This is a genomic window from Bacteroides sp. D2, from assembly GCF_025147085.1.
In the GTDB taxonomy this organism is placed as follows: domain Bacteria; phylum Bacteroidota; class Bacteroidia; order Bacteroidales; family Bacteroidaceae; genus Bacteroides.
The window spans coordinates 5,442,921-5,465,387 of sequence record NZ_CP102261.1 but is presented as its reverse complement, the minus strand read 5'-3'; the positions used below and the strand labels follow the sequence as shown (position 1 = coordinate 5,465,387).

Here is a 22,467-nt window from a genome sequence, read left to right as displayed (position 1 = left end):
TCAGCCGGTTCGTGCGGATGAAACTTCGGCCAGTCACGTTTGGCTGTCTGCTCCTTGATATAGTCCCACGTATAAATCTGCTCATCGGTGAAGTCCTCGTAGAGGTTGAAGGGCGTACCCGAGAGGTGGAGCACATTGGTTCCCGGCTTAGTCAAGGTGTCAATGACCCGCTGACCGAGGTTGGTGCGAGTGCCTTCGTGCGCCTCGTCAATCACCACCAAGTCCCAAGCATTCGTGAGAATATCTATCTTGAGCTGTTCATCGTTATCACCACCCACCATGCGAGCGCGGCGCAAATATTGCATCGAGGCAAAGAACACATAGTGCATTCCCTCTTGCTTCACGCTCCGCTCCAAGGCATAGAAGTCGCCTTCGGCAGAGTCGTCGAACTTAGTCGCGTAATGGTAGTCAGGATTCTGCTGGCCAAAGATTTTCTTAAAGTCCGTGCTCCAACTGTCGTTTACCACCGGTCGATGGGTCACAATCAGGGTGCGGTGCACCGCCTTATCGTCAGGAAGTTCGCCCATACGCTTGGCCAATTCAAGCGCACAGACAGTTTTACCAAAACGCATCTTGGCATTCCAAAGAAACTTCTTCTCTTTGGCATTTTTCTTGAAATATTTCAGTGCCGCCCGGATGGCATCTTCTTGCTCATCGCGCAGCACGATCTGATCGCTACCAAACAAACTATCCGACTGTTTGGCCTGCACAGGCTGTATAGTGGTGTAGACTGCCATAGTATATTTCGTTTTATTTGTTATTCAATAGAGAGATGAAGTAAGGCTTCTGCTTGTCCTCGTCCTTGCTCGTGGTGCGCCAGTCGCGAATGCGGCACTTGATGCCGATATGCTCTGTGCGAGTGCCGTTCTTACAGCCCGGACATTCCTGTTTCTGGGGCGTGGGGTCGAATAAATCGTGCGAAGGAGCAAACACGTTGTCGCATGAGCCGGGGATTACCATACGCAAGCCGTCCATCTGCCAGAGGTTCCAAGAAATGATATACGCCATTCCTTCGAGCGACTGCTCAGGCACCTGCTTGTCAAATTTAGCTTCGTAGAAGTCGCAGAAGGTATAAAATACCGCTTCGCGAGCCAGCAGCAGATTGTCTCCCTGCCATTCAAAGCCATAGATGGACATCAAGGCCTCTTTGCCCCACTTGAGCCAATCACGACTGGTCGTGGTATTCTCACTCACCACACGCAACTTGCGGTCGAGCAAACCGATGCGCTGACTGAGTGGCATGATGGGAAGTCCGGTTACCGTATCGTATCGACTGACTAAATACGGTCCTTCACCGCAAGTCATCTCCAAGCGAATGTCACGTACATAATCTTTCCACGAACGCCCCTTCACATCTTCAGGAAACTCAATCACTCCCTCAGTAGGTATCCAAGTATGTTCCTCCTGATTCTCCTGATTGAACACGTTGTGGCGTCCAAACCAGGCTTCATCCACCAGATTGTTTTGCGCATTACAGATCCATGAAGGCGTGAACACCTCGGCCATATCTTTGGAGCGTTGAGTCTGCACCTCCGCACTCTTTACGGCACGCGGTTGAATCATACGACCATTCTCGCCGGTGATATGCGCTATCGTAATCTCATCTGAGAAACTAAATCCCTTTCCCAAGGAGGCGTAAGAGTCGGTTGCCCAAAAGATATTCTTATGGGTGGTGTGATCCAATAGAAGCTTTTCAAGCACTACAGGATGGGTACGCAAGAGGTCATTCTCGCTTATGTCAACTTCATTAGCCATTCCTTACATATATATTATATTGCAAAGAACAGTGCTATGTGTGCACTGTTTCTGCATAGGTTCTTACAATTTCAACATTAACGTCTTAATCGACATCTTTCACAAGCAAATCTTGTACTTCCACTTTCAGCAGACGTGCTATCTGCAGGAGGGTTTCCAGATTTGGCTGGTTATCATTCGTACACCATTTGGAAACGGTAGTCACATTGCGGCCCAGCTGCTCGGCGAGCCACTTGTTGGTAAGGTCCTTCTCGGCCAATACCACCTTTAATCGATTTATTTTCTTGCTCATTGCTGACATCAATTAAGTGATTTCATTGCAAATATAATGATGATGTATGAGAATCGCAAAGGAATCTTAGGCAAATATGCCATGTATGTATGTATGTTAAACATATGTTTTATGCAGAAAGAGTGCATTCGAGGCGCTCATATTTGCAGAAAATCTTCAAAATCAGCATTATGACTAAGTTTAGAAACATAAGAAGAGCCACTGCCGTGAAGCGCTTTGACCGACTGTCGAAGGCTGCTTTCTATGCCAATGAGTGCATACAGGCAATGATGTGCCAATTGGGCACAAAGGAGATGCTTACAGAATGGGTAGAGACGGTTCATGCTTTCCAAGATGAGCTGTCAAGGATAAAAGCGCTATACTATTCCCAAGTGGAGAGTGAGGATTTGCTTTGCGAAACGGTAGAGCGAATTCCCCAGATTCGTAACAATATGATGCCCAATATCTTTCAGATGAGTGAAAAGCTCTATCAGGTAGGCTACTACCAAACGGAAGGTTTCCGTTTGGGGCATGCTACGCCGAACTCAAAAGCAGACATTATTAATAATGTGTATGAGCTCCAGAAATATGCGGCTGGCTGCCTGAAAAGCATTAGCCACATTTCTTATCCTACCATTTGGAAGGGGCTGGGAGAGATTGTAGGTAGACTTAACGAAAGTTTTTGTGACGTATGCACAAAGACTGCACAGATAGGCCGTTCATTTGCAACAGATAACTCATTAAAAACTCAATTACAATGAAGAAAAATTATCTTATGGCATTCGCATTGTTCGCTTCAATGCTAATGCTCAGTTCTTGCGGAACAAGTTACATGGCATCTTACTCTGTAGGTTTGTCGTCAGTGGAAAGTCCTGCCGATGCTAAGAAGCAATTCGGTGAGACGAAGGTAGTCACCTTTAAGGATGGTGAGGTAGATAAATATCGTTATGAGGACGACTTCATCGAAATCGTATGGTATGTGGGGTTGAAGCAGTTTAACTTTGAGCTGAAGAATAAGTCAACCCACACAATGAAGATTAACTGGGACGACATCAGTTATGTTGATATCAATGGCAAGACTGGTCGTGTGATGCACGCCGGTGTGAAGTACAACGAGCGCAACAATAGCCAACCCGCTTCCAGCATCCCCAAGGGTGCAAGCCTGTCTGATATCCTGTTGCCCACAGACAATGTAAACTTCATCTCGGGTCAGTATGGTGGTTGGAGAGAATCAAACCTGATTCCTTCTTACTATAGCACTCCTGAAGCGATGGCCAATGGCGCCGAAAGCTATGTAGGCAAGAAGATGACCATCTTGATGCCTATTATGATTGAGAATGTGCAGAACGACTACACCTTTGTGTTCAATATCGATAAGTGGTTAAACAAGAAGTAAACGAATCCTATCATGAAGAAACTTTTATCTGTACTGTCTATGCTGCTCATGGCAGTAATGACAATCTCTCTTTCATCATGCAGCAGCGATGATGATGAAGCATTTGACAACGCCGTTATTTTAGGAACGTGGACAACTACCGAAGACGTAATAGAGGGCGGCGAATATGTACCCGACATGGAAATGCAGGTTAAATGGACTTTCAAGGCTGATAATACGGCTTCGGAAAGAATGTACATCAAGATGAACAACATCATCACGAAGGATGTCACTGTTTACTTCACCTATGTATATAAAGGTAGCACCATCACCATGCAGAGTACCACCAATTCTTCCACACCACCATTTACCTACGAAATATCAGTAACGGGTAATAAGATGCGATTTGGCAATCAGGAAAACGGATACTTTGATCTGACGAAGATGAAATAAGAAGCGTCTTGAACTTATTTAAAAGCACAACCTGAGTAAATGCTGCTCAGATTGTGCTTTTGTTGTCTTTGTATACATCAAATAGTGATGTACTCTCTGCTTGAAACAAACTATTGAAATATTTAATCGAAAAATGTTTATTGGATGTGAAATAATCACCACCTTTGCACATGAATGTAATTTAAGAACATATGATTATAAGAATAAGAATCAAAAATTTCCTCTCATTTCATGATGAAATTGAGCTAAATATGGTGCCAGGGCAAGGACGCTTAAAGTCAGAACACAAGTCTGCACCAGTTGGAGGCTATAGCACCTTGAAAACGACTGCCGTTTGCGGCGCTAATGCAGGCGGTAAAAGCAACTTAGTGAAGGCTGTAGCCTTCATAAAGTATATGGTTCTACATGGTACGCGTCCTGATGGTCTCATAGATTATCACAAGTTTCTTCTCTCTAAAGAATCAAAGGAGGAAGATTCTAAAATTGAAATTGATTTTCAGGCAAATAAGAAAAACTACAATTACGGAATTGAGTTTAACAACAAGGAGATTGTGGGTGAATGGCTCTATGAGTTTACGAAACGATCTGAGAATAAGATATTCCATCGCGATATTAATAAATTCGAGATGGATGGATTACTGAAACGTAATAAATCAAACGAAGCAAGGCAATATCTTCAGTTCTTCGCACAATCTACTCCCAAAAACCAATTATTCCTCCACGAGGTCTTTACACGTAACGTCGAGGATAATGTCAATGACATATCAGACCTTGTTGCCGTTATAGATTGGTTCCTTAATAAACTCAAGATAATCTTTCCTGGTACCCCATATAAAAATGGTGTGATGTTGCAAGCAGCTAACGATGACGAGCTGCATCGTTTCTATGCAGTGTTGCTTCGTTATTTTGATACGGGAATTGACAGTGTCAAATTTAATGATGTTGATATTGACAAGTTGGGCATTCCCCAATCTCTTCTAAGAGATATAAAGGCTGATTTGCTTAAGTCGAAAGATAAAGATGCTTATGGCACACTTTCTTTCGATGATGAGCTCTACCTCGTTTCAGCAGAAGGTGGCCAGATCAAAACAAAGAAGCTTATTACCATTCATAAAATGATAGATGGCTTGAAGAATGATGTGGCTATGTTCTCATTGAGTAATGAAAGCGATGGTACCAAACGCTTGTTCGATTACATCCCCCTGATACTAGACTTGCTGAAAGGTTCAAAAGTATTCCTAGTGGATGAAATTGAAAGAAGTCTGCATCCTTCGTTAGTGTACCAAATATTCCAACTTTTCTTAGAATCATGTGGTCAGGTCGATAGTCAACTTATTGTTACGAGCCACGAAACGACATTGATGACGCAAAATTTATTGCGAAAGGATGAGATTTGGTTCATGGAGAAAAACAAGTTGGGCGAAAGCAAACTGGTTTCTTTGGAAGAGTATAAAGTGCGATTCGACAAAGAACTTCGAGGTAGCTACCTTGAAGGAGCCTTCGGTGGTGTACCCAAGTTTAATGAAGATGAGTTCCGAACTCTTCTTAACAAGAGCATTAACAAAGAAGCAAGCCTATGTCGAGAGAACGAAAAGAATTAAAGCGCAAGTCAAACTGCAAAGTTCCTTGTGAATGCAAGGGAAAACAGACGCCTTCTGGTCTGGTAACTACAATTAAAAAAATATTTAAACGCGATAATAACAATGGAAGAAAGAAAACCATTTAAAATACTAAGTATTGATGGAGGTGGTATTAAAGGCTTGTTTAGTGCTGCTATATTGGAGAAATTTGAAGAGGTGTTTAATACACAAATTCATGAACAATTTGATTTGATTTGCGGAACATCTACTGGTGGAATTATAGCATTAGGCGCATCTGCTGGAAAAAGGATGACAGACATAGTATCATTTTACGAAAACGATGGGCCTAAGATCTTTGACGAAAGAAATAAACAGCTATTTAAGTGGCCGTATAATTTTTATTTAAATGCTCGCAGGGTTCTGTGGGGTACAAAGTATTCAGGTAAAGCTTTAGAAGCGGCTCTAATTAGAGAGTTTGGAAGTTTAACTTTAGCTGAAAGTAAAACGTTGCTTTGTATTCCTGCTTTTAATATCACTACCGGCGATAGAAGAATTTTCAAAAAAGATTATAATAGTTTCACTGAAGACTCCTGTCGTAAATACGTTGATATAGCTATGGCTACTTCTGCCGCACCGACCTATCTTCCTGTCAGGAACATAGGGAGTGGACAGTTTGCTGATGGTGGGCTATGGGCTAATAATCCAATTCTTACAGGACTTGTAGAGTTCCTGTATTCTTTTAAAGATGATTCACGCTTTGATGGTGTGCAGATACTGTCCATTAGTAGCATGGAAAAATCAAGCGGAGAGTGTAAAAAAAGGTGTAATAGGTCTTTTTGGAGTTGGAAAGATACGCTTTTTGATGATTACTCAGTTGGCCAATCGAAATCAGCGTTATTCTTGTTAGATAAATTAAAGGATAGCCTAACGTTTCCTTTGGAATATGTTAGGATTGCAAACCCTTCTTTATCTGAAAAGCAGGCGCATGTTATTGATATGGACAATGCTAGTCATAAAGCATTAGAAGCTTTAAAAGACATAGGTTATAATGTGGCTATGAAAGAAAAAATGAAATCCAAAATTCAAGAAATATTTCAAACAGGTAAAACTATAAAATAATGGCAAACAATCACGATCAGTTCATAGCCTTTGACAAGGCTATTACAGCGAGTTCTTCACGTAGAGATACGTTGAAGACTAACCGAGATGCACTGCGTAAAAAGATTCGCAAACATTTCAAGGATAACTGGCCCGACAAACCACAACCATCTTTTTATTGGCAAGGGTCATACGCTATGTTTACGCTACTTTCACCAATCACGGATGAAAGCGGTCTAGGTGCCTATGACTTAGATGATGGCATTTACTTTATTGGTAAAGAAGATGAACGTGAGACCATAGAATGGTATCATCAGGAGATATTTAAGGCAGTCAAAACTCATACGAAACAAGGGGCAAAGGATAATAAACCCTGTGTTACAGTATATTATGCAGATGGACATCATATCGATTTACCAGCTTATTTTTGGGCTGAGAAAGAAGATCATCCGCAATTAGCACATAAAAGTAGTGATTGGACAGATTCGGATCCAAGAGAGTTGTCTGATTGGTTCAAAGGTAGATCTGAGCATCCCCAGCTAAGGCGTGTAGTTCGCTATCTTAAGGCGTGGGCAGACTACGTAGATGATTCTACATCAAAGAAAATGCCAACAGGTTGTGCATTAATGATGCTAGCTGTAGAGCATTACAAGGCTAACGATCGCGATGATATAGTTCTTCGGGATATTTTGGTTAGTATGCATGAGTCACTTTCTAAAGAAGATGGTTTCCATTGTTATCGCCCAACTTTCCCAAAAAATGAGGACTTGTTTGATGGATATTCGGCTACACGTAAAAAGGATTTCTTAGCTGAATTAAAGTCGTTCAAAGAAGATGCAGAAAGAGCCGTAAATAGCAAAAATCCTCATGATGCATGTTTAAAATGGCAAAATCATTTTGGTGATCGTTTTTGCTGTAGTACAGCAAAAGATGAGGATGAAGATGCTGAGAGACAGTCCACAAGTGGTATTTTAACAAATAACAATCGGTTTGCATAACTATAGCTCTATATTACAAACATGCTTCGACAAAATCTTCGAACAGGATTTTGTCGAAGTAATTCCAAACATACCCAATATCAAAAAAGAAAAGTATGTTCAATGTTGGCATATAAAAACTGAGGTTGACATACAAGGTATGTCCAACAATATAGATTTATATGTTGGTATACCTAATAGTTTTCCTTATGTAATCCCTGATTTCTATTATTTTGATAGTCAATACGATTATTTTCCTCATATTGACTATCAAAATAGGAAGTTGTGTATCTTCGAAGAGAATCTTGTTTTGAATGTAGAATATCCAGAATTGATTATTTTAAGTTGCCTAAAACAGGCAAAACGAGTAATTAGTAATGGAATCAATAATCAAAATATTATGGACTTTACTCAAGAAGTAGAAAGCTACTGGACATTATCCTACAATAATGAATCTACTGTAGACACAAGATATATCATATACGGGACACAACCAGAAAAGATTGAAGTCTTAAATATTCTTCAACATTACAATGGCAATAAGTTGATTGTAAATGATAATGATCTTCAATTTGTGCGGAAACATTTTCATTCTGTGGTCGTAGGTAAAATTTTATTTTTACCTAGATTTACAATTTCAAGACGCCCACCATATGTCATCACATGGCAGGGGTTAAAAGATTGTGTAGATCAAGTAGATTTAGACGAAATTGAGCGTTTTATACGTACAACAGGCTGCTTGAATATTCTATTCCCATTGGCAAATAATTCTTTATTTGGTGGAGTATATTTTGAACGTATCAATACGAGAATTAATGGATTTCGAGATACCTATTTCACCCCAGTAAAGGCCCTTAATAAAATATATAAGACTAAGAAAATCCCACGCATCATGGCCAAAGCCTATAACAAAAATAGGATAGAAGGTAGAACCAGCGGTGGCATTTCCACGCCTTATAAGTTTTCGATTGTTGGCTGTGGCAGCATAGGCAGTAATTTATGCTCATTTCTAAGAAGCTATAATGATGCCTCTTTTGTTCTTGTCGACAATGATTTGTTTACAATTGATAATATCGGAAGGCATTTACTTGGCTTTGATAGTATTAATCAGTTTAAGACGGTAGCTATTAAAAATGTCTTACAATCAACAAGGCCAGAGATGGATGTTCAAGCTATCAGCAGGAGCAGTTATGATTGTAGCGTTTCATCTTTTGTAGAGAGCTCAGCAATATTTTTCTGTACGGGCAATCTCATGGCCGAACTAGAATTGCTTGGAAGGTTTACGAAGCACAATGTTCTTACTCCAAAATTCATCGTCTGGTTTGAGCCTTATGCTATAGCTGGACATATGATTTATCTGAATAAACTAGATAATGATAGGACTTTACAATCGCTCTTTACAAACGAATTGTATAAGCATAATCTGATTCGTCCAGAGGAATATAAGAACCCAGATGCTTTTACAAAAAGAGATGCAGGCTGTAACGGTTCGTATACTCTTTATTCAGGAAATGATGTTATGCTATTCTTATCAGCCATATTCCCATTGATTTGTGATTTAATAAATTCAGACTCACCTTCAACTTGTTATCGATGGATAGGAAACACTCAAATTGCAATAGAAAAACGAATAGGCATTTTTCAAACAGAAATGCAAAAATATCAAATAGAAACCTTTCCGATTCAATAAAGATAGAGGTTACTCAGGATGTAATAGATTTCTTGCAGACAATAAATATTTGCGGCATAGAAGATTGTGGCGTTTTTACAGGATCGAAAACGAACAATGGAATATATAGGATTAGTAGGGTTTCTCCTTCGTGTTCACAAAAAATATATGCTTCATTCTCAGGATGTATTCGTGACGCTAAATTGGCAAACGATTTTATACATAACGATTTTGAGCACTCCAATCATACAAGAGCCTATATAGGAGAATGGCATTCACATCCCGAAGACATACCCAAACCTTCGTCAATAGATAAAATGGCTATAAGGAAGATATATGAATCTGTTAAATCCCCATTTGATATTGTACTTTTTGCAATAATTGGAAGAAAACATATTTATTGGGGACTTTATGACGGAGCTCACTTTAGTGAACTCAAACAGATAGATGTTGTATAGCTTAAAAAGATAATTAATTGTTCAGCAGCTTTACTGTTGCAGGTTGCACTTGCAATAGAGGGCTGCTGAGTTTGTTTTTGGATGGTTGGTCTGCAAATGAAGATAAGCCTATGGAGGGGGTCATCCCGCTTCCGACAAGCCCTATTGCATGGGGCGCACGGAAGCGATGAGGAAGTTGGAAGATTACTACCAGCTGACTTACTCCGTGTCTGCGACACCAAGCAAGTTTCAGCTGATAGGTTGTGATAGTCAGCAGGATAAATCCAAGGCTGTGGGCAAAGAGAGAACCTACAAGGCTACGTTTCGACATAAAGATGCTCCACTTCGCTTCGTAGGTTCTCACATCGGCCACAGCGGTTGGAAGACTGGCGGTTTGTGAGGAATATGAGTTCAGCAGCTCTACTGTTGCAGGTTGCACTTGCAATAGAGGGCTGCTGAGTTTGTTTCTAGATGGTTGGTCTGCAAATGAAGATGAGCCTTTGAGGAGTTTCACCCCGCTTCCGACAAGCCCTACTGCATGGGCGCACGGAAGCGATGTGGAAGTTGGAAGATTACTGCCAGCTGACTTACTCCGTGTCTACGACACCAAGCAAGTTTTAGCTGATAGACTGCGATGGTCAGCAGGATAAATCCAAGGCTGTGGCCAAAGAGAGAAGCTACAAGGCTTCGTTTCGCAAATAATGCTCCACTTCACTTTGTAGGTTCTCACATCGGCCACAGCGGTTTGGAGGACAGGAGCAGAGCTGACACGCCACTTCCCACTGGTCCTATTACATGGGACGCAAGGAAGTGACGCGTCAGCTCTATTTGTTTTTGAAGGCTTTGGGAACATCAAGGCCGTGACGTTTTTCGTTGCAAAGCTACTGTGGACGGGAGAAACGTCAAATGCCGCTTACGCTTTCGGCCGGAGAGCTTACCGGCAGCCTTCCACAAATTTCCTCGTTCCTCAGAAATTGGGGTATTCCGTCTGCGCTCTCTGACCTCACATTTGCCTTATTCTCCCTTTAGTCCACAGTAAGTGCTGCACGAAAAACGACTTTCCCGGCCTTGAAGTTTCAAAAGCTTCACGAAAGGGAAAAGAATCGGAATCACGATTGTTTAACCACTAAATAGTAGTTTGTTATGTGTAGACTTATGACAGCAGAATTGGCGGAAGCTTTGAAAGGCTATCCGCTGTATTCTCAGGACAACAAAGGCAAAGAGGCTATTTGCCGTGCCATCTTTGTGCTTGGCTCCATTCGTTGGTACATTCTTGAAGGCCAAGTTGAAGGCAATGACACCATACTCTTTGGTATCGTCATCGGAATGCCGGAGGATGAATATGGTTATGTATCGCTCAATGAACTTTCGGACTTGAAGGTTGATTTGACGAAGCATGGCTTGGGTATTATGCAAGTCCGGCAGCAGCCTAACTTGCCACCGACACCCTTGAAGCTCCTTCAGGATAAACGGCTGCAATCTTTTCTGGCAAGGTTGAAATAGTATCGTGCGCAGCCCATTAGCAATCGCGGCCTGTCTGATCCATCTCGGACAAGGCAGGCCGCTATATCATATATAGTAGGTCAAATGATAATTCAACACTTTGAAAATGAGAAATGAAGATGTGATGCGCATTGCCTCCCAGTTGGGATGAAATGCAATAATTCAATGGAAACAGAATGCCTGGTGCTTCGACTTTCATCGGAAGACGTTGAGCGGTGTGCCGTTCTGTTTTACGGTGACTTCGCCCAATGAAGAGGACTGTCAAACCTTGGCGGATGAAGTCTTCTCGCTGGCTTACAGCATCGACCCTTCCGCTTGTGCCGAGGAATGGATGATTCAAACAGGGGCTGTAGCACCATCGAGGTACCATCAGGCAGTAGCCGATATGGAAGACATCCGGCAGAGGGTGCAGCAGTTGGCCTTCTGTTTATCGGTAGGCTCACTTGCGCTTGCGCCCCTTCTTGGGGAGTCCTGCTGATTTGAAAGCTATTAGTTCGGTGCCTTGAAACGAAAGCCGGTCGCTCTGCGGTAGTCGCATGAAAGGCAAGGGTCGCTCTGGAAGGCTGATATACGTATAGATGGTGCAACGATGTACACCCAGTAATCGGGCGGCTTCACTCACCGAGTAAAGCCGCTCAGGAACAATCTCCATGAAGTTACGACATCTATTCATCATACGCTTTCTGCTTTTTAAGGTAAAGGTAAGGAGGATTGGGAAGCGATACGAGACGTTAAATATTGGAGAATCAGTGCTTTAGTGGGAACTTGTAGGAATATGTGGCCGTATGCTGATGGTGAGGATTGATAAAGGTGATGAGGTTTATTGTGTGAGTATGAGAAAGGCATATGCTGGAGGGTTGACTGCGTTGACACGGTTGATGCCGATGATTGCAGGCTGTGAGGCCTGACGAAAGCCGCTGTATATCAGTTATTTCTTCTTTCTTCTTGAAAAAAGAGTAGATATAGATAGGCCAGAGTTTGTCAACGCTTGGCACGGCATTTTTTCTTTGGACGGATTTTCATCAACGCTTGTCAACGTTTGTCAACCATGTCTTTGTGATGAAAGATATTGATACATAATGGTTTGTGCTTTGTCAACGATAGCAACTCTGAAATGTACGCATATTATTTTCTGAGAAAAGAGGTTTGATACCTACTCATGTGTTCATCTGTGCCGCTGCGGATATGTTTTGCAAAGGAAGTGCCGCCAACAGCAAACGTCAAATTCGAGTAGAAAATCTTCCTCTGTCAAGCAGAGCGTATTTTCTGCTCTATAATTTGCCTACATGCCGTCTGCCTGCACTCTGGAAAAGCAAAAATATCTCTTGGGCCAGCTGAAAAGCTGAAACAAGAGGGAAAATAATCAGAGCGTATGGCACCACAAGTAGCAGAAAACATCAGAAAGCAGTTGGCGAAACCTCAGACTTGGTTTTGCAAGTATTTCCCCAAACGTATTCGTAATGTCGGTGAGAAAGAGGTCTCCGATAGAACTCGGGTATATAAGTTCAAGGACGGAGTGGCCCATGAAGAGGTGGCTCAACTAACGGCTGAAAGCATGAAGCAGCAGTATGGCGCAGCGTGTTCCACCATCGTCTTTACACCGGTACCGGCATCCACCCCTCAGAAGAACGAACTCCGCTACAAGGCTTTTTGTGAGCGAGTTTGTGAACTGACCGGAGCCATCAACGGCTATGAACATGTAAGAGTGTGTGGCGAGCGTTTGGCCATTCACGAGAATCGCAAGGCCGAGAAGGAAATCCGCAAGGTGAACATCATCGAGTTCGACGAAGAGTGGTTCAATGGCAAGACCATCGTAGCATTTGATGACATCATTACACGTGGCATCAGTTACGCTACATTTGCCATTCAGCTCGAAAGCTTTGGTGGAAATGTACTTGGCGGCATCTTCTTGGCAAAGACCCATTATAAAGTTAAATGAATATGGACAAAGGATTGTATTTAAAGGCTCAATCAGTAGCCTTCACAGGGCATCGGACTATTCCGGTGCCCCTTCAGGGAGAAGTGAGAAGACGACTCAAAGCAGCCGTCTCTTTGGCTTATGCTAACGGCAACCGCCGTTTCTTATGCGGCATGGCCATTGGCTTCGACAGTTTGGCCGCAGAGGCAGTTCTTTCTCTCAAGGAAGACTTGCCCAACATCCGATTAGTGGCAGTCGTCCCCTTCAGTGGCCAAGCGTGCCGATGGAGTGCCATCGAGCGGAAACGGTATCATCAGTTGCTCAGTCAAGCGGATGAAGTGGTAGTGCTGAGCGTGAACTATTATCCTGGTTGCTTGCTTCGCAGGAACGACTATCTGCTGGAGCATACCCACCAGGTAATAGCCTACTTTAATGGCCAGCCCAAAGGTGGCACGTATTATACTTGTAAGAAAGCCAAGCTATGTGGAATGAAGGTGGAGAATCTGTTTTGAGGCGGAGGGGTGAGGACTGTATGGGCAAGCCATAACCCTTCGTTTTGAAAATTAAAGTGCGATTCTTGCAGAAAATCCGCAGAAATCGCACTTTAATTTGCTATATAGGAGATGATATTCTTAGATTTCTACCCTGATCATCGAAGCGTCATCCTCAAACTCCTCAAGGATGGGGAGTGCTGCCGTAAACAGTCGTTCCAAATCTAATTGCTTGTATAGCCCATCCGTGCAAAGTATGAGCTTACTTCCCGCCTTTACAGACAATACTTGATAGGGCCAATCCGGTCTCACTCCCTTACCTTTGATGCATCGAGTCAGCAGTTGTTTACCATATCCTGCATCCAAGCTATGGTCGGTAGTGAGAAGCTTTGCTTCTGCTTGTTCGGAGAAATAGATTCGCACATTTCCGAGCCAAGTAAAATGTACGGTGTTACTATCTACGAAAACAAGAGCTACAGCAGCACCCATCTTACTATGCATTTCTTTACTCCTTTGGGCGATGATTCGATCTGCATGTTCCAATGCCTTGCCAATCAGTTCTTGAATAGAGTTTCTACCCAGATTCTCGCAAATATACTCAGAAACTGCATGAACGATGAGGTCAGCTGCTTCTTTTCCAAAGCTCAGTCCTCCCATACCATCTGCCAAAACTGCTACTACTTGATTGGGAGATACTTGGCATACGCACAGACTGTCCTCATTAGGGTAAAGCTTGCCTTCGGCAGAGAAACTATCAATCCTCATCTTTTATTCCCTTTCGTAGTACGTTAGTCATTCCAATGAGCGTTTTCTTAAGCATCATATGACCATTGCTTGCGGGATATTTGCTGCTCATAGCTCGCAACAAAGGACTGTTCTCATCCAATGCAATTTGCTCCTGCAATTGGTCAATATAGAATTGAAGATGCTCTTTGGAAAGGAACTCACGCATTTCACAAGCAATCCATTTGGCACCACCTGTCAGCAGGTCAAAATCTTCGCTTTCTTCTTCCACGTCATCTGGTACGGGCTGTTTGAACGAAACATAGGCCAAATAGAAGTTGTCCATGATATAGAGCATATCGGAGGCATCTTTATCGGTGAGCAGATGTCTATCCAACCAAGTATCAAACTTAATAAGAAATTGACCTGATAAGGGAGCCATCTTCACGGCAATGGCATCATCAATGACCACCGTATCGGCGATGTTCATGACGTCCTTGAAGCACTTAACCGACATTTCGGGATTTCCCTCAGGAGGCCAAGCCACTTTCTCGTCCGCTTCAAGTTCCCCGAAGGGTACGATGTCAATCTCGTAGTCATTATTACCATCTTCCCCTTGATAGTAGAAGCGTTGTTTAGGCTCACCTTTGATGAAATGATTCTTCAACAAGTGTTCCTTTAGTAGCTCAAACTGACTCCAGTCTTTGAGGGTGATGGCCACATCGAGATCGGCCGTTCTTCGAGGCGAAGGTGGCATCTTGAGGATTTCCATGGCGATGTCTCTTGCCAAAGCGCCCACGATGAACACCTCTAGCTGTAAGTCGTTCATCACCTTACTCAATGCACACAAAGCGTCATAGAGTAAGTCATTTTGCAATTGCTCTCGTGTAAGTTTAAATTCCATTTTCTTTGATTCTTAAAGCAGCTTCACGGCAACGGCTATCACCCGTTCCCATCAAGTCGGCGTAAATCACTAAGGCAGGTGCCAAGCGTTCATCACTTTCTCCTATCCAAAATTTCTTGTAAATCTTTATCTCTCCCTGAGGGTCGGGCATCACCGCTCCGGTTTTTAGAAGCATGGTGCTGACTACATCTGAGTAAAGTTCGAACTCTCCGGGAATCAAATAGCCATCCAGTAAATTGGCTCCACAGTCGCCACCCCAATAGACTCCAAGGGGTAACTCTATCTCTTTCCAATGCTTTCTTGCCTCCGGCGAACGAAAAGCCATTCGGTTGACCAACAATTTAGGCTTCAAGAACTCATTGTATTGTTGTTGCCACCATTCAATCAGTTCCTCTCGCATGGCAATCTTTCTTCCTTTTTCTGTCTGCGCAAGGTAATTGTTCGCTTTCAGTAAGTCAAAAGCCTTGGTGATGGTACCTAGTGAGTAGCCCACCTTCTCTTGAATCTCACGATAGGAGAGATTGATGGTATCAGGGTGTTGCAGAAAGAACAGGATAAGTTTCATGCTTGCCTCATTGATTTTACCCGTAGCTGTTACCTTGGTTTCTGCGCTGCCTTTCTGGCCCACAACCTTCATTGTCAGGTTCTCGTGTCTAATGTCGCAGTTTCCAGCTTTATCCACCCAACTGATATGGTTGTCAGCCAATTGATTGGCCAATTTTTCATATAAGTGATTGGTGATTAAAAGCACAGGCACCTTTTTGAGGGCACTTTCAGCTTTCAAGGTATCAATAGTTGAGAGGATATTGGCATTGCTAATGGTCTTTTTTACGATGCAATGAAATCTTGTGCCATTGATGCTTACCGTTTGTGGCAAAGCATCAGTGGTTATTCTCTCATTACCCGTTGCTACCTTCAATCGGTGGATAGCATCGTGGAGCAGTTCCTGATAGTCGGTTCCCATATTTTTTATTCTTTTGTTCACTATTTATAGAGTGTTCACGAATTTGTGAACACTGCAAATTTAGTGAACAATTTCCGACTAGCCAAACTTTTTGTTCACTATTTATAGAGTGTTCACAAATTCGTGAACACTGCTGCTTTCATGAACACACCTATTGCTCAGGCACATAATACTTCTGGTCTTTGGTTATCTTACTCAAAGCATCTTGGGCTTTCTGCCATTCCTCTTCTTCCAGATAGTCGTTGCAGTCTGATGCGACATTATGAGTGACGACTTCTCGCCAAAAGTACACATCTTCGGGTGTCCTTGCGTATTTGAGTGAATCGCCATGGAGTAATTCAATGTAGTGATTGACCTCTTCGGTCTGCTTTTTCGTAGGCTTATAGCCCGACCATTGGTCTTTGGCAAATTCTACCATGGCGGCAATGGCCGCACCTTGGGCTGTAAAGCGTTCTCGAATTTGCGCAGGAGTTAATTTCTTTCTTGACATGATTCTTTGTTTTAATGGTGATACATGGTTTACTCATTCATCTTGATCATCCACAACCACTTCTGTTTCCAAATCCAGACCAAACATCTCCTTCAACTGCAAATAGTCGAAGCAGAGCGCTTTGGGACGATTGACCTTCACATGCTTTACCTGCTGACCATTCACGATGTCGATAGAAAAGTCGGGCATACCGCTGGGCAGGAGAATGGTGAAGCGGTCCTGTTTCAAGCCCAGGTAGGACGCATGGGACTTGAGGTAGGAGATGATGGTGGACCAGTTGGAACGGTTGGCCGTGGCATTCATGTTTCGGCTATTGAAGAGCGAAGCTACGGCTGCTGTATTCAGGTAGAGGATGGGGCGAGCTTCTTGAAATTCGATGTCCTCCTTGACGTTCAGCGGACGGAAAGACTTCATATAGCGAATGCGGTAATGTGCTCGGTCGATACATTTTCCTGAAGTTTGGAAGCCCTGCAGCATACTCCAGAAGTCGGCCACCTCGGAACTCTCTTGTGCCAGCTCATTCTGATTGCGCATTCCTCGAATAGTGGTGTCGAATAATTCAGTGAAGCTGAAAGGTACCTCTATTACCGTTTCCACGGTCCGGAAAGTGGCCAAGGGTATCAGCCAATTGCCGAAGATGCGGTCGTGAATCACCTCTTGATCCAACTTCGTAGCCAGCTCACGCTTCGTGATGCTGTAGATTTCGGGAAAGTTCTTCTCGAATAATTCTCGATGAGATAAGACCTCGATGGTGAGATGGGTAAGGCCCAAGTTGCACAACGAGACCAAATCCTCATAGTGACGTTTTTCCAGCTGATTGAAGGAGGTTTTTGTGAAAGCCAAAAAGATGACACGGGTGTAGAGTGCCATATCTTGCGTTGGTTTGTCCTGTCCACATAGTGCCACGCCGGTAGTGACAATGGTTTGAGCAGCCATGCCATCGGTATTGGTATTCTTCTTGGTCTGGCCACCGCCACCCCAAAGTCCTTTGAGGTAGGCTATCTTTCGGAGGTCGAGGTCGTTCTTGTACTCATCCAGCACCACCAGGGTATTGATTGCTTGTGAAACACGGTCGTTCATAGCAGGAACCGACGTTACACCCAGGTTAGGAGGGTCGATGCCATGCAGGAAGAACGACTGGAGGGAAGTAGCCAAGGTGGTCTTACCAGTGCCTTTTTCACCAAAGAGGTTAAGTATTGGGAAATGGCGGGTACGGCGGAAGATGATGTCGCGAAACAAGGTCGATAGGAGGTAGGAGAAGGCGACACGAGCGTTCTCTCCAAACACTTCGGTGAGTCTGGCTACAAAGTCGTATAATTTGACACCATTTCGGTTTTCATGTACCATCAGACGCTCGAATTGGAAAATTTCCTGGTTGTGAATGTAAATCTTTGAGGTGGCCGGAATATAGAAGGCTTTGTCGTTGATGCCTCGTACAATGCCCAACTCATCGACCGCCTTGAAGCTTCCATCAAACCACAAACCATTGCCAAAAGCAAAGAAGCCTTCGATGTCGTTCCAACCCAGTTTTCGAATGCGCTCTGCCGTATCTGTCTTGGAATAAAGATATTCCTTGACGCGATTGAGCTTATCAATCTTGGCCAGCCACACGTAGTTGCCCAACGAACCAGCTTTCTGCTGGAAGTTACTCAAAGAGCAAAGCTCAGACTCCTTTAGCTCGATGACGCGGCATACATTGTACATATTGCGCAGGCGGAAGATGCGAGTGCCATTACTCTCATCCTCGATATGAAAGAGCGGTTCCATGATGAAATTGGAGATGCGAGACGGATCTTCGTCCTCGTCGCCAATCGCATAGTAACAATGGTCGCGCACGAACAGGCCAAACTGTCGTAGCAATTCAGCCTCTCGCTGCTGGTCGTTCATGCCCGTCTGCTTCTCATTTCGCTTTCGGGCTTCTCCGCGAGCTTGCGAAACGGCATCCCGCCAGAGTTTTACCTTGCCATGTAGCTTGGCCAGCTGTTCGATACATTGATCGAACACCAATTGGTCTTTGACATAGCGAAGCAAATCGGCTATTTCTGCCACACATTTGCGCTCTTCCATCAGTGAACCTGCTACAAAGAAGCGCTTCTGAGCCAGCCAAACGATGAAATGCTTTTCTGTTAGGGAGGTATAATCCTCTCGACAATGGATAAAGCTATCCGCATCGTTCTTGACGGGCTTCATTCTTGGCGCATCTTCAGGAACTTCACTATCAGCATACAGATTCTGCAACTCTTCATCTGTCATCGGTGCTTGGGCAAAAGGAAGCTCTCGAACGGTTACATGAAAACCTTTCTTGATAGCCGAAGCGCCATTGGCCATGACAGCCTCAAAACCGGGGCCATAAAATTTGTCTAAGGCCACATCGGAGTCTGGAACAAAGCAGACGGAGGACGTGAATTTTTTCAACTGCTCAAACTGCTCCTCTGTCCATGCGGTACCGAGTGAAGCTACTGTATTGTCAAAGCCAATCGATTGCATCTTCAGTACATCAGGCGCTCCTTCTACGATGATAAAGTAGTTCGCTCCACGCTGACGACTGGCACGGTCAATACCGAACAAAGTTTCGCCTTTGGAATAGACTATACTCGTAGCCGAGTTGATGTACTTAGGTGCTTGGGAATTCTTGCCGATATAGCGAGCCGTATAAGCGATGATACGCCCCCAGCGATTGCGGATAGGAATCATAATGCGCTCCCGAAACATGGCATAGGCACGGCCATCTTCACTACGCTTCAAAAGGCCCAACTCAAAGAGAAGCTCTTCGTTGAGTGCTTTTTGTCGACAAAAGTCCAGGAAGGCTTGACTATCCTTGGGGGCATAGCCAATAGCGGATGTCGCACAGAACTCCTCTGGCCAACGACCATAAGTATAGTCTCTGGCTGCCCGACATTCGTCATTCGTGTTGATTCTCATGTTTTCTTGAAAGAAACGCTGAACATGATCCAGCACAATCAACAAAGATTCCCGATGTTTGGCTTCAGCTTTCTGATCCTCCGTTTGCTTTTCATCCACATATTCTATCTCGATATTGTGCTTCTTGGCGATGAACAGTACCGCTTCCATGAAGGAGAGATTTTCTTTCTCCATGATGAAGGTGATAGCGTCGCCACCACGGCCACAACCGAAGCAATGATAGAGATTCTTCTGAGGATTGACCTTAAATGAAGCCGTATTTTCCGAATGAAACGGGCACAGACCTATCAGCGCCACACCTTTTTTGGTTAGCGTGACGTATGGTTCAAGTACCTCTTTAATGTCGAGGTCTCTCACTTTATTGATAGTGGTTTCGCTAATCATAATGTTGTCAGTAAAGTCCAGCAGTCGATGATGGACTGACCGGAATATTTGGGGCGGCAAACATTATCTGGGTTAAGTGGCTTGATATAGCCACTCTTCTTGTACTTGCGAAGCGTCTTGTGGCTGATACCCAACTCAGCACAGGTTCGCTTCACCGAATAGACTCCATTGGGGTCGCAAGTTGGCTTTAACTCTTTCATTTTACCTACTATATGATGCAGCAGTCCCTAAAATTGATATTTAAATGCAACTATATAGTAGGAACTGCTTCGCATTTATATAGCCACTATATTGTTTGCAAAAACAACCAATATATCCATTACTTCTTATCCTTTGATGGGGAATCATCAAAATAGTCCTGAACGGTGCGCTGCAACAAGCGCAAATCGGCTGTTCGATACTCCACTTTACCAGGGCGCTTATAGCATTGCACCTTCCCTTGGCGTCTCCATCGTTCCACATTCCGACGACCAAACATTTCATAAGCTTTGCGCTGGCTGATAAACTCCGGGTCGTCTTTGTCTGATTTGAGCAGCTTTACCACCCTTGCTGCCAAATCGTTAAGGAATGTATCATAGGGAATTAAGTGGTCCAAAAACTGCAAGAATTGCATAGGCCTATCAAGAGTTCAGGCCTAAGATACTCGCCGGACAATGATGAGGTGGTTCACCTTGTCGGTTCTGGTTTTGAACTGGCGACTATACATTACACCCAGCTCGGAAGCTTGTGTACGGACGCTTTTCAATCGTGTAATGGGGAAGTTGATTTCTTGACCAACTTCGAGTGCCATGAGCGCAGGACGAATTTTTTCTACTTTTTCTTCCATAATTGTTTGATGTTTAATATTTAATGTTTAACTTTGCGCTTGGAATAGCTGCTGTCAACAAGCGCAAAGTAACATAAAATGGTTTAGATAGCCAAATATTTGTTTGATTATTATTCAACTGATGTTCAATTTTTGATGTTTAATATATGAATATACCCGTAAATGACGTCCATATAGGCAAAGCGATTGATGAACAACGCGAAAAACTCAAGCTTAGTAAGTCTGAGTTTGGGCGTAGAATTGGTGTGCCCCAACAACATGTGAACCGTATTTTGGAGCGTGACACCATGGAGACTAAACGACTCGTCAAAGTCTGTCAGGAACTCAATTTCAACTTCTTCAGTCTGTTTTGCCCACTACATACCCAGCAGATTTCAGCTTATCTCTCCGCTATATCTTTAGAAGGTGATGCCAATAATCTCATCGGTGATGCTGCATTATTGGCACAGCTGGAGAAAGTCAAAGGAGAATTGAAAGAAGTCCAAAGTGATTTAGAGCACGAGAAGCGAGAAAATCAGTTATTAAAAGAACAAATCGCAGGTCTTGTAGCCAACATGAAGGATAAAGACGCCATTATAGAACTCTTAAAAGAAAGGAGGGAATAGAAACTCTTACGCAATAACAATATAATTATGTAGCACCCTTTTCCGTTACAATGCTACAATAATTAGCTCTTCTGCTGCTACACATGTCTTTGTTATAGTATCCAACAAAAGTTTGACTTACGAAACACTGACGAAAGCCCTCAAATATATTGGTTATCAGTATAGTATTAGAGGGGCGCAAGCAGCAATAGAAGGATTAAATCACATCTTCATCAAATAAACATAGAAAAGGCCACAAACCACTTACAAAACACTTACGAAAATGGCTGAAGTCATTGAAAATCAATAGTGTTGAAGTGGGGCGCAGGCAGCAATAGAAGGATAGTCAAATACGCTGGTTAGGTACTTAACTATCTGATAAATAGACTGTAAATACTTGTGAAAGTATTTGCAGTCTATTTTATTTTATGCCTGTTGGGTATTGATGTCCGTTTACCACCCAATATTTATTTGGTATTTATTATAAAAAACTAACTAAATGTTTGTTTAATCATAAAAACAGCTTTACATTTGCACCCCAGAAATCGACCGAATTGGGGTCTAACGTTTAATTTAAAAAAACAAAGAAAATGAAAAAGGGTTTATTATTGGTAGTTGTAATGTTAGCAACTATCGCTGTAAAAGCACAAGACATTTACGTAGGCGGATCTTTGAACGTTTGGCGTAACAGCACAGGCAACACTACTTCTTTTAAAGTTGCTCCGGAAGTTGGATACAACTTTAATGAAACATGGGCATTGGGTGCTGAATTGGATTATTCACATAATTATAATGGTGGACTAACAAAGAATTCAGTAATTGTTGCTCCATACATTCGTTGGTCTTACTGTGAAACCGGTGCGGTTCGCCTGTTTCTGGACGGAACTGCTGCTCTCGGCTTCGTGAAGGTTAAAGACGGAGACACTACTAAAGCCGGACAAGTGGGACTTAGACCGGGTATTGCTGTTAAATTGAACGATCACTTCTCTTTCATTGCCAAGTATGGTTTCCTGGGATATCGTAGAAATATAAATACGCTTGGAGATTCTTTTGGTCTTGAACTTACTAGTGAAGATCTTTCAATTGGTTTCCATTACGCATTCTAATAAGAAGAAAACAAATCAACAAATTAGGAAAGGGAGT

General features: G+C 43.1%; 25 protein-coding genes and 1 pseudogene. 13 read left to right on the top strand and 13 right to left on the bottom strand.

Annotated features, from left to right (window positions below):
• Nucleotides 1-167: 167 nt before the first annotated feature.
• From NQ505_RS20575 to NQ505_RS20565, 3 genes and pseudogenes are all read right to left on the bottom strand, one after another.
• A pseudogene (locus NQ505_RS20575) lies at nt 168-737 on the bottom strand (DEAD/DEAH box helicase); the annotation flags it as partial.
• 13 nt (nt 738-750) lie between these two features.
• Complete coding sequence (locus tag NQ505_RS20570; RefSeq protein ID WP_008998478.1) at nt 751-1,755, bottom strand: hypothetical protein; 1,005 nt, start codon at nt 1,753-1,755, stop codon at nt 751-753.
• Between the two features lie 85 nt (nt 1,756-1,840).
• The gene (locus NQ505_RS20565; protein ID WP_008998477.1) at nt 1,841-2,047 is read right to left on the bottom strand and encodes a helix-turn-helix transcriptional regulator; all 207 of its coding nucleotides are present in this window, start codon (nt 2,045-2,047) and stop codon (nt 1,841-1,843) included.
• 170 nt (nt 2,048-2,217) lie between these two features.
• Here NQ505_RS20565 and NQ505_RS20560 point away from each other — a divergent pair, with 170 nt between their 5' ends.
• From NQ505_RS20560 to NQ505_RS20525, 8 genes are all read left to right on the top strand, one after another.
• Nucleotides 2,218-2,787, top strand: a complete 570-nt coding sequence (locus tag NQ505_RS20560) for a hypothetical protein (RefSeq protein WP_157179066.1) — start codon at nt 2,218-2,220, stop codon at nt 2,785-2,787.
• Nucleotides 2,784-3,422 (top strand): hypothetical protein, encoded by a 639-nt coding sequence (locus NQ505_RS20555; RefSeq protein WP_008998475.1) that lies wholly within the window; start codon nt 2,784-2,786, stop codon nt 3,420-3,422. The genes NQ505_RS20560 and NQ505_RS20555 overlap by 4 nt, the downstream gene beginning before the upstream one ends.
• A 12-nt stretch (nt 3,423-3,434) precedes the next feature.
• Complete coding sequence (locus NQ505_RS20550; RefSeq protein WP_008998474.1) at nt 3,435-3,854, top strand: lipocalin family protein; 420 nt, start codon at nt 3,435-3,437, stop codon at nt 3,852-3,854.
• 191 nt (nt 3,855-4,045) lie between these two features.
• Nucleotides 4,046-5,455 (top strand): AAA family ATPase, encoded by a 1,410-nt coding sequence (locus NQ505_RS20545; protein ID WP_008998472.1) that lies wholly within the window; start codon nt 4,046-4,048, stop codon nt 5,453-5,455.
• A 102-nt stretch (nt 5,456-5,557) separates the two neighbouring features.
• Nucleotides 5,558-6,553, top strand: coding sequence for a CBASS cGAMP-activated phospholipase (locus NQ505_RS20540; RefSeq protein WP_008998471.1), 996 nt, complete (start codon nt 5,558-5,560; stop codon nt 6,551-6,553).
• Nucleotides 6,553-7,530 (top strand): CBASS cGAMP synthase, encoded by a 978-nt coding sequence (locus tag NQ505_RS20535; RefSeq protein WP_008998470.1) that lies wholly within the window; start codon nt 6,553-6,555, stop codon nt 7,528-7,530. Before NQ505_RS20540 ends, NQ505_RS20535 begins: the two co-directional genes overlap by 1 nt.
• 139 nt (nt 7,531-7,669) lie before the next feature.
• A complete protein-coding gene (locus NQ505_RS20530; RefSeq protein WP_157179065.1) occupies nt 7,670-9,199 on the top strand; it encodes an E2/UBC family protein in 1,530 nt (509 codons plus the stop codon).
• A complete protein-coding gene (locus tag NQ505_RS20525) occupies nt 9,103-9,636 on the top strand; it encodes a Mov34/MPN/PAD-1 family protein (RefSeq protein WP_083852301.1) in 534 nt (177 codons plus the stop codon). Before NQ505_RS20530 ends, NQ505_RS20525 begins: the two co-directional genes overlap by 97 nt.
• Nucleotides 9,637-9,649: 13 nt before the next feature.
• Here the strand turns inward: NQ505_RS20525 and NQ505_RS20520 are convergent, their stop codons facing one another.
• On the bottom strand, nt 9,650-9,979 hold the full coding sequence (locus NQ505_RS20520; RefSeq protein WP_198286882.1) for a hypothetical protein: 330 nt from the start codon (nt 9,977-9,979) through the stop codon (nt 9,650-9,652).
• Nucleotides 9,980-10,758: 779 nt separating this feature from the next.
• Between NQ505_RS20520 and NQ505_RS20515 the strand changes: the two genes are divergently transcribed.
• A complete protein-coding gene (locus NQ505_RS20515; protein WP_008998468.1) occupies nt 10,759-11,118 on the top strand; it encodes a hypothetical protein in 360 nt (119 codons plus the stop codon).
• 439 nt (nt 11,119-11,557) lie between these two features.
• On the opposite strand, the gene NQ505_RS20510 is transcribed toward NQ505_RS20515, so the two are convergent.
• On the bottom strand, nt 11,558-11,794 hold the full coding sequence (locus NQ505_RS20510; protein ID WP_008998467.1) for a helix-turn-helix domain-containing protein: 237 nt from the start codon (nt 11,792-11,794) through the stop codon (nt 11,558-11,560).
• 696 nt (nt 11,795-12,490) lie between these two features.
• On the opposite strand from NQ505_RS20510, the gene NQ505_RS20505 reads away from it, so the two are divergent.
• Together NQ505_RS20505 and NQ505_RS20500 are read left to right on the top strand one after the other, a co-directional pair.
• The gene (locus NQ505_RS20505; RefSeq protein ID WP_008998466.1) at nt 12,491-13,057 is read left to right on the top strand and encodes a ribonucleotide-diphosphate reductase subunit alpha; all 567 of its coding nucleotides are present in this window, start codon (nt 12,491-12,493) and stop codon (nt 13,055-13,057) included.
• 2 nt (nt 13,058-13,059) lie between these two features.
• Entirely contained in the window at nt 13,060-13,548 is a 489-nt protein-coding gene (locus NQ505_RS20500) for an SLOG family protein (RefSeq protein ID WP_008998465.1), read from the top strand.
• 120 nt (nt 13,549-13,668) lie between these two features.
• Here the strand turns inward: NQ505_RS20500 and NQ505_RS20495 are convergent, their stop codons facing one another.
• The 8 genes from NQ505_RS20495 to NQ505_RS20460 form a co-directional block, all read right to left on the bottom strand.
• Nucleotides 13,669-14,292, bottom strand: coding sequence for a PP2C family protein-serine/threonine phosphatase (locus tag NQ505_RS20495; RefSeq protein WP_008998464.1), 624 nt, complete (start codon nt 14,290-14,292; stop codon nt 13,669-13,671).
• On the bottom strand, nt 14,282-15,007 hold the full coding sequence (locus tag NQ505_RS20490) for a hypothetical protein (RefSeq protein ID WP_232292990.1): 726 nt from the start codon (nt 15,005-15,007) through the stop codon (nt 14,282-14,284). The genes NQ505_RS20495 and NQ505_RS20490 overlap by 11 nt, the downstream gene beginning before the upstream one ends.
• A gap of 136 nt (nt 15,008-15,143) precedes the next feature.
• Nucleotides 15,144-16,118, bottom strand: coding sequence for a type IV toxin-antitoxin system AbiEi family antitoxin (locus NQ505_RS20485; protein ID WP_008998462.1), 975 nt, complete (start codon nt 16,116-16,118; stop codon nt 15,144-15,146).
• Between the two features lie 151 nt (nt 16,119-16,269).
• Nucleotides 16,270-16,608: a hypothetical protein gene (locus NQ505_RS20480; RefSeq protein ID WP_008998461.1), complete on the bottom strand. Its 339-nt coding sequence runs from the start codon at nt 16,606-16,608 to the stop codon at nt 16,270-16,272.
• Nucleotides 16,609-16,641: 33 nt separating this feature from the next.
• On the bottom strand, nt 16,642-19,914 hold the full coding sequence (dnaG, locus tag NQ505_RS20475) for a DNA primase (protein WP_008998460.1): 3,273 nt from the start codon (nt 19,912-19,914) through the stop codon (nt 16,642-16,644).
• Nucleotides 19,911-20,114, bottom strand: a complete 204-nt coding sequence (locus NQ505_RS20470) for a hypothetical protein (RefSeq protein ID WP_082099873.1) — start codon at nt 20,112-20,114, stop codon at nt 19,911-19,913. The genes dnaG and NQ505_RS20470 overlap by 4 nt, the downstream gene beginning before the upstream one ends.
• 119 nt (nt 20,115-20,233) lie before the next feature.
• Nucleotides 20,234-20,527: a hypothetical protein gene (locus NQ505_RS20465; RefSeq protein WP_008998459.1), complete on the bottom strand. Its 294-nt coding sequence runs from the start codon at nt 20,525-20,527 to the stop codon at nt 20,234-20,236.
• A gap of 21 nt (nt 20,528-20,548) precedes the next feature.
• Complete coding sequence (locus NQ505_RS20460) at nt 20,549-20,740, bottom strand: hypothetical protein (RefSeq protein WP_008998458.1); 192 nt, start codon at nt 20,738-20,740, stop codon at nt 20,549-20,551.
• A 146-nt stretch (nt 20,741-20,886) separates the two neighbouring features.
• Between NQ505_RS20460 and NQ505_RS20455 the strand changes: the two genes are divergently transcribed.
• The gene (locus NQ505_RS20455; protein WP_008998457.1) at nt 20,887-21,345 is read left to right on the top strand and encodes a helix-turn-helix domain-containing protein; all 459 of its coding nucleotides are present in this window, start codon (nt 20,887-20,889) and stop codon (nt 21,343-21,345) included.
• 569 nt (nt 21,346-21,914) lie between these two features.
• On the top strand, nt 21,915-22,430 hold the full coding sequence (locus tag NQ505_RS20450) for an outer membrane beta-barrel protein (RefSeq protein WP_004295700.1): 516 nt from the start codon (nt 21,915-21,917) through the stop codon (nt 22,428-22,430).
• Nucleotides 22,431-22,467: the final 37 nt, after the last annotated feature.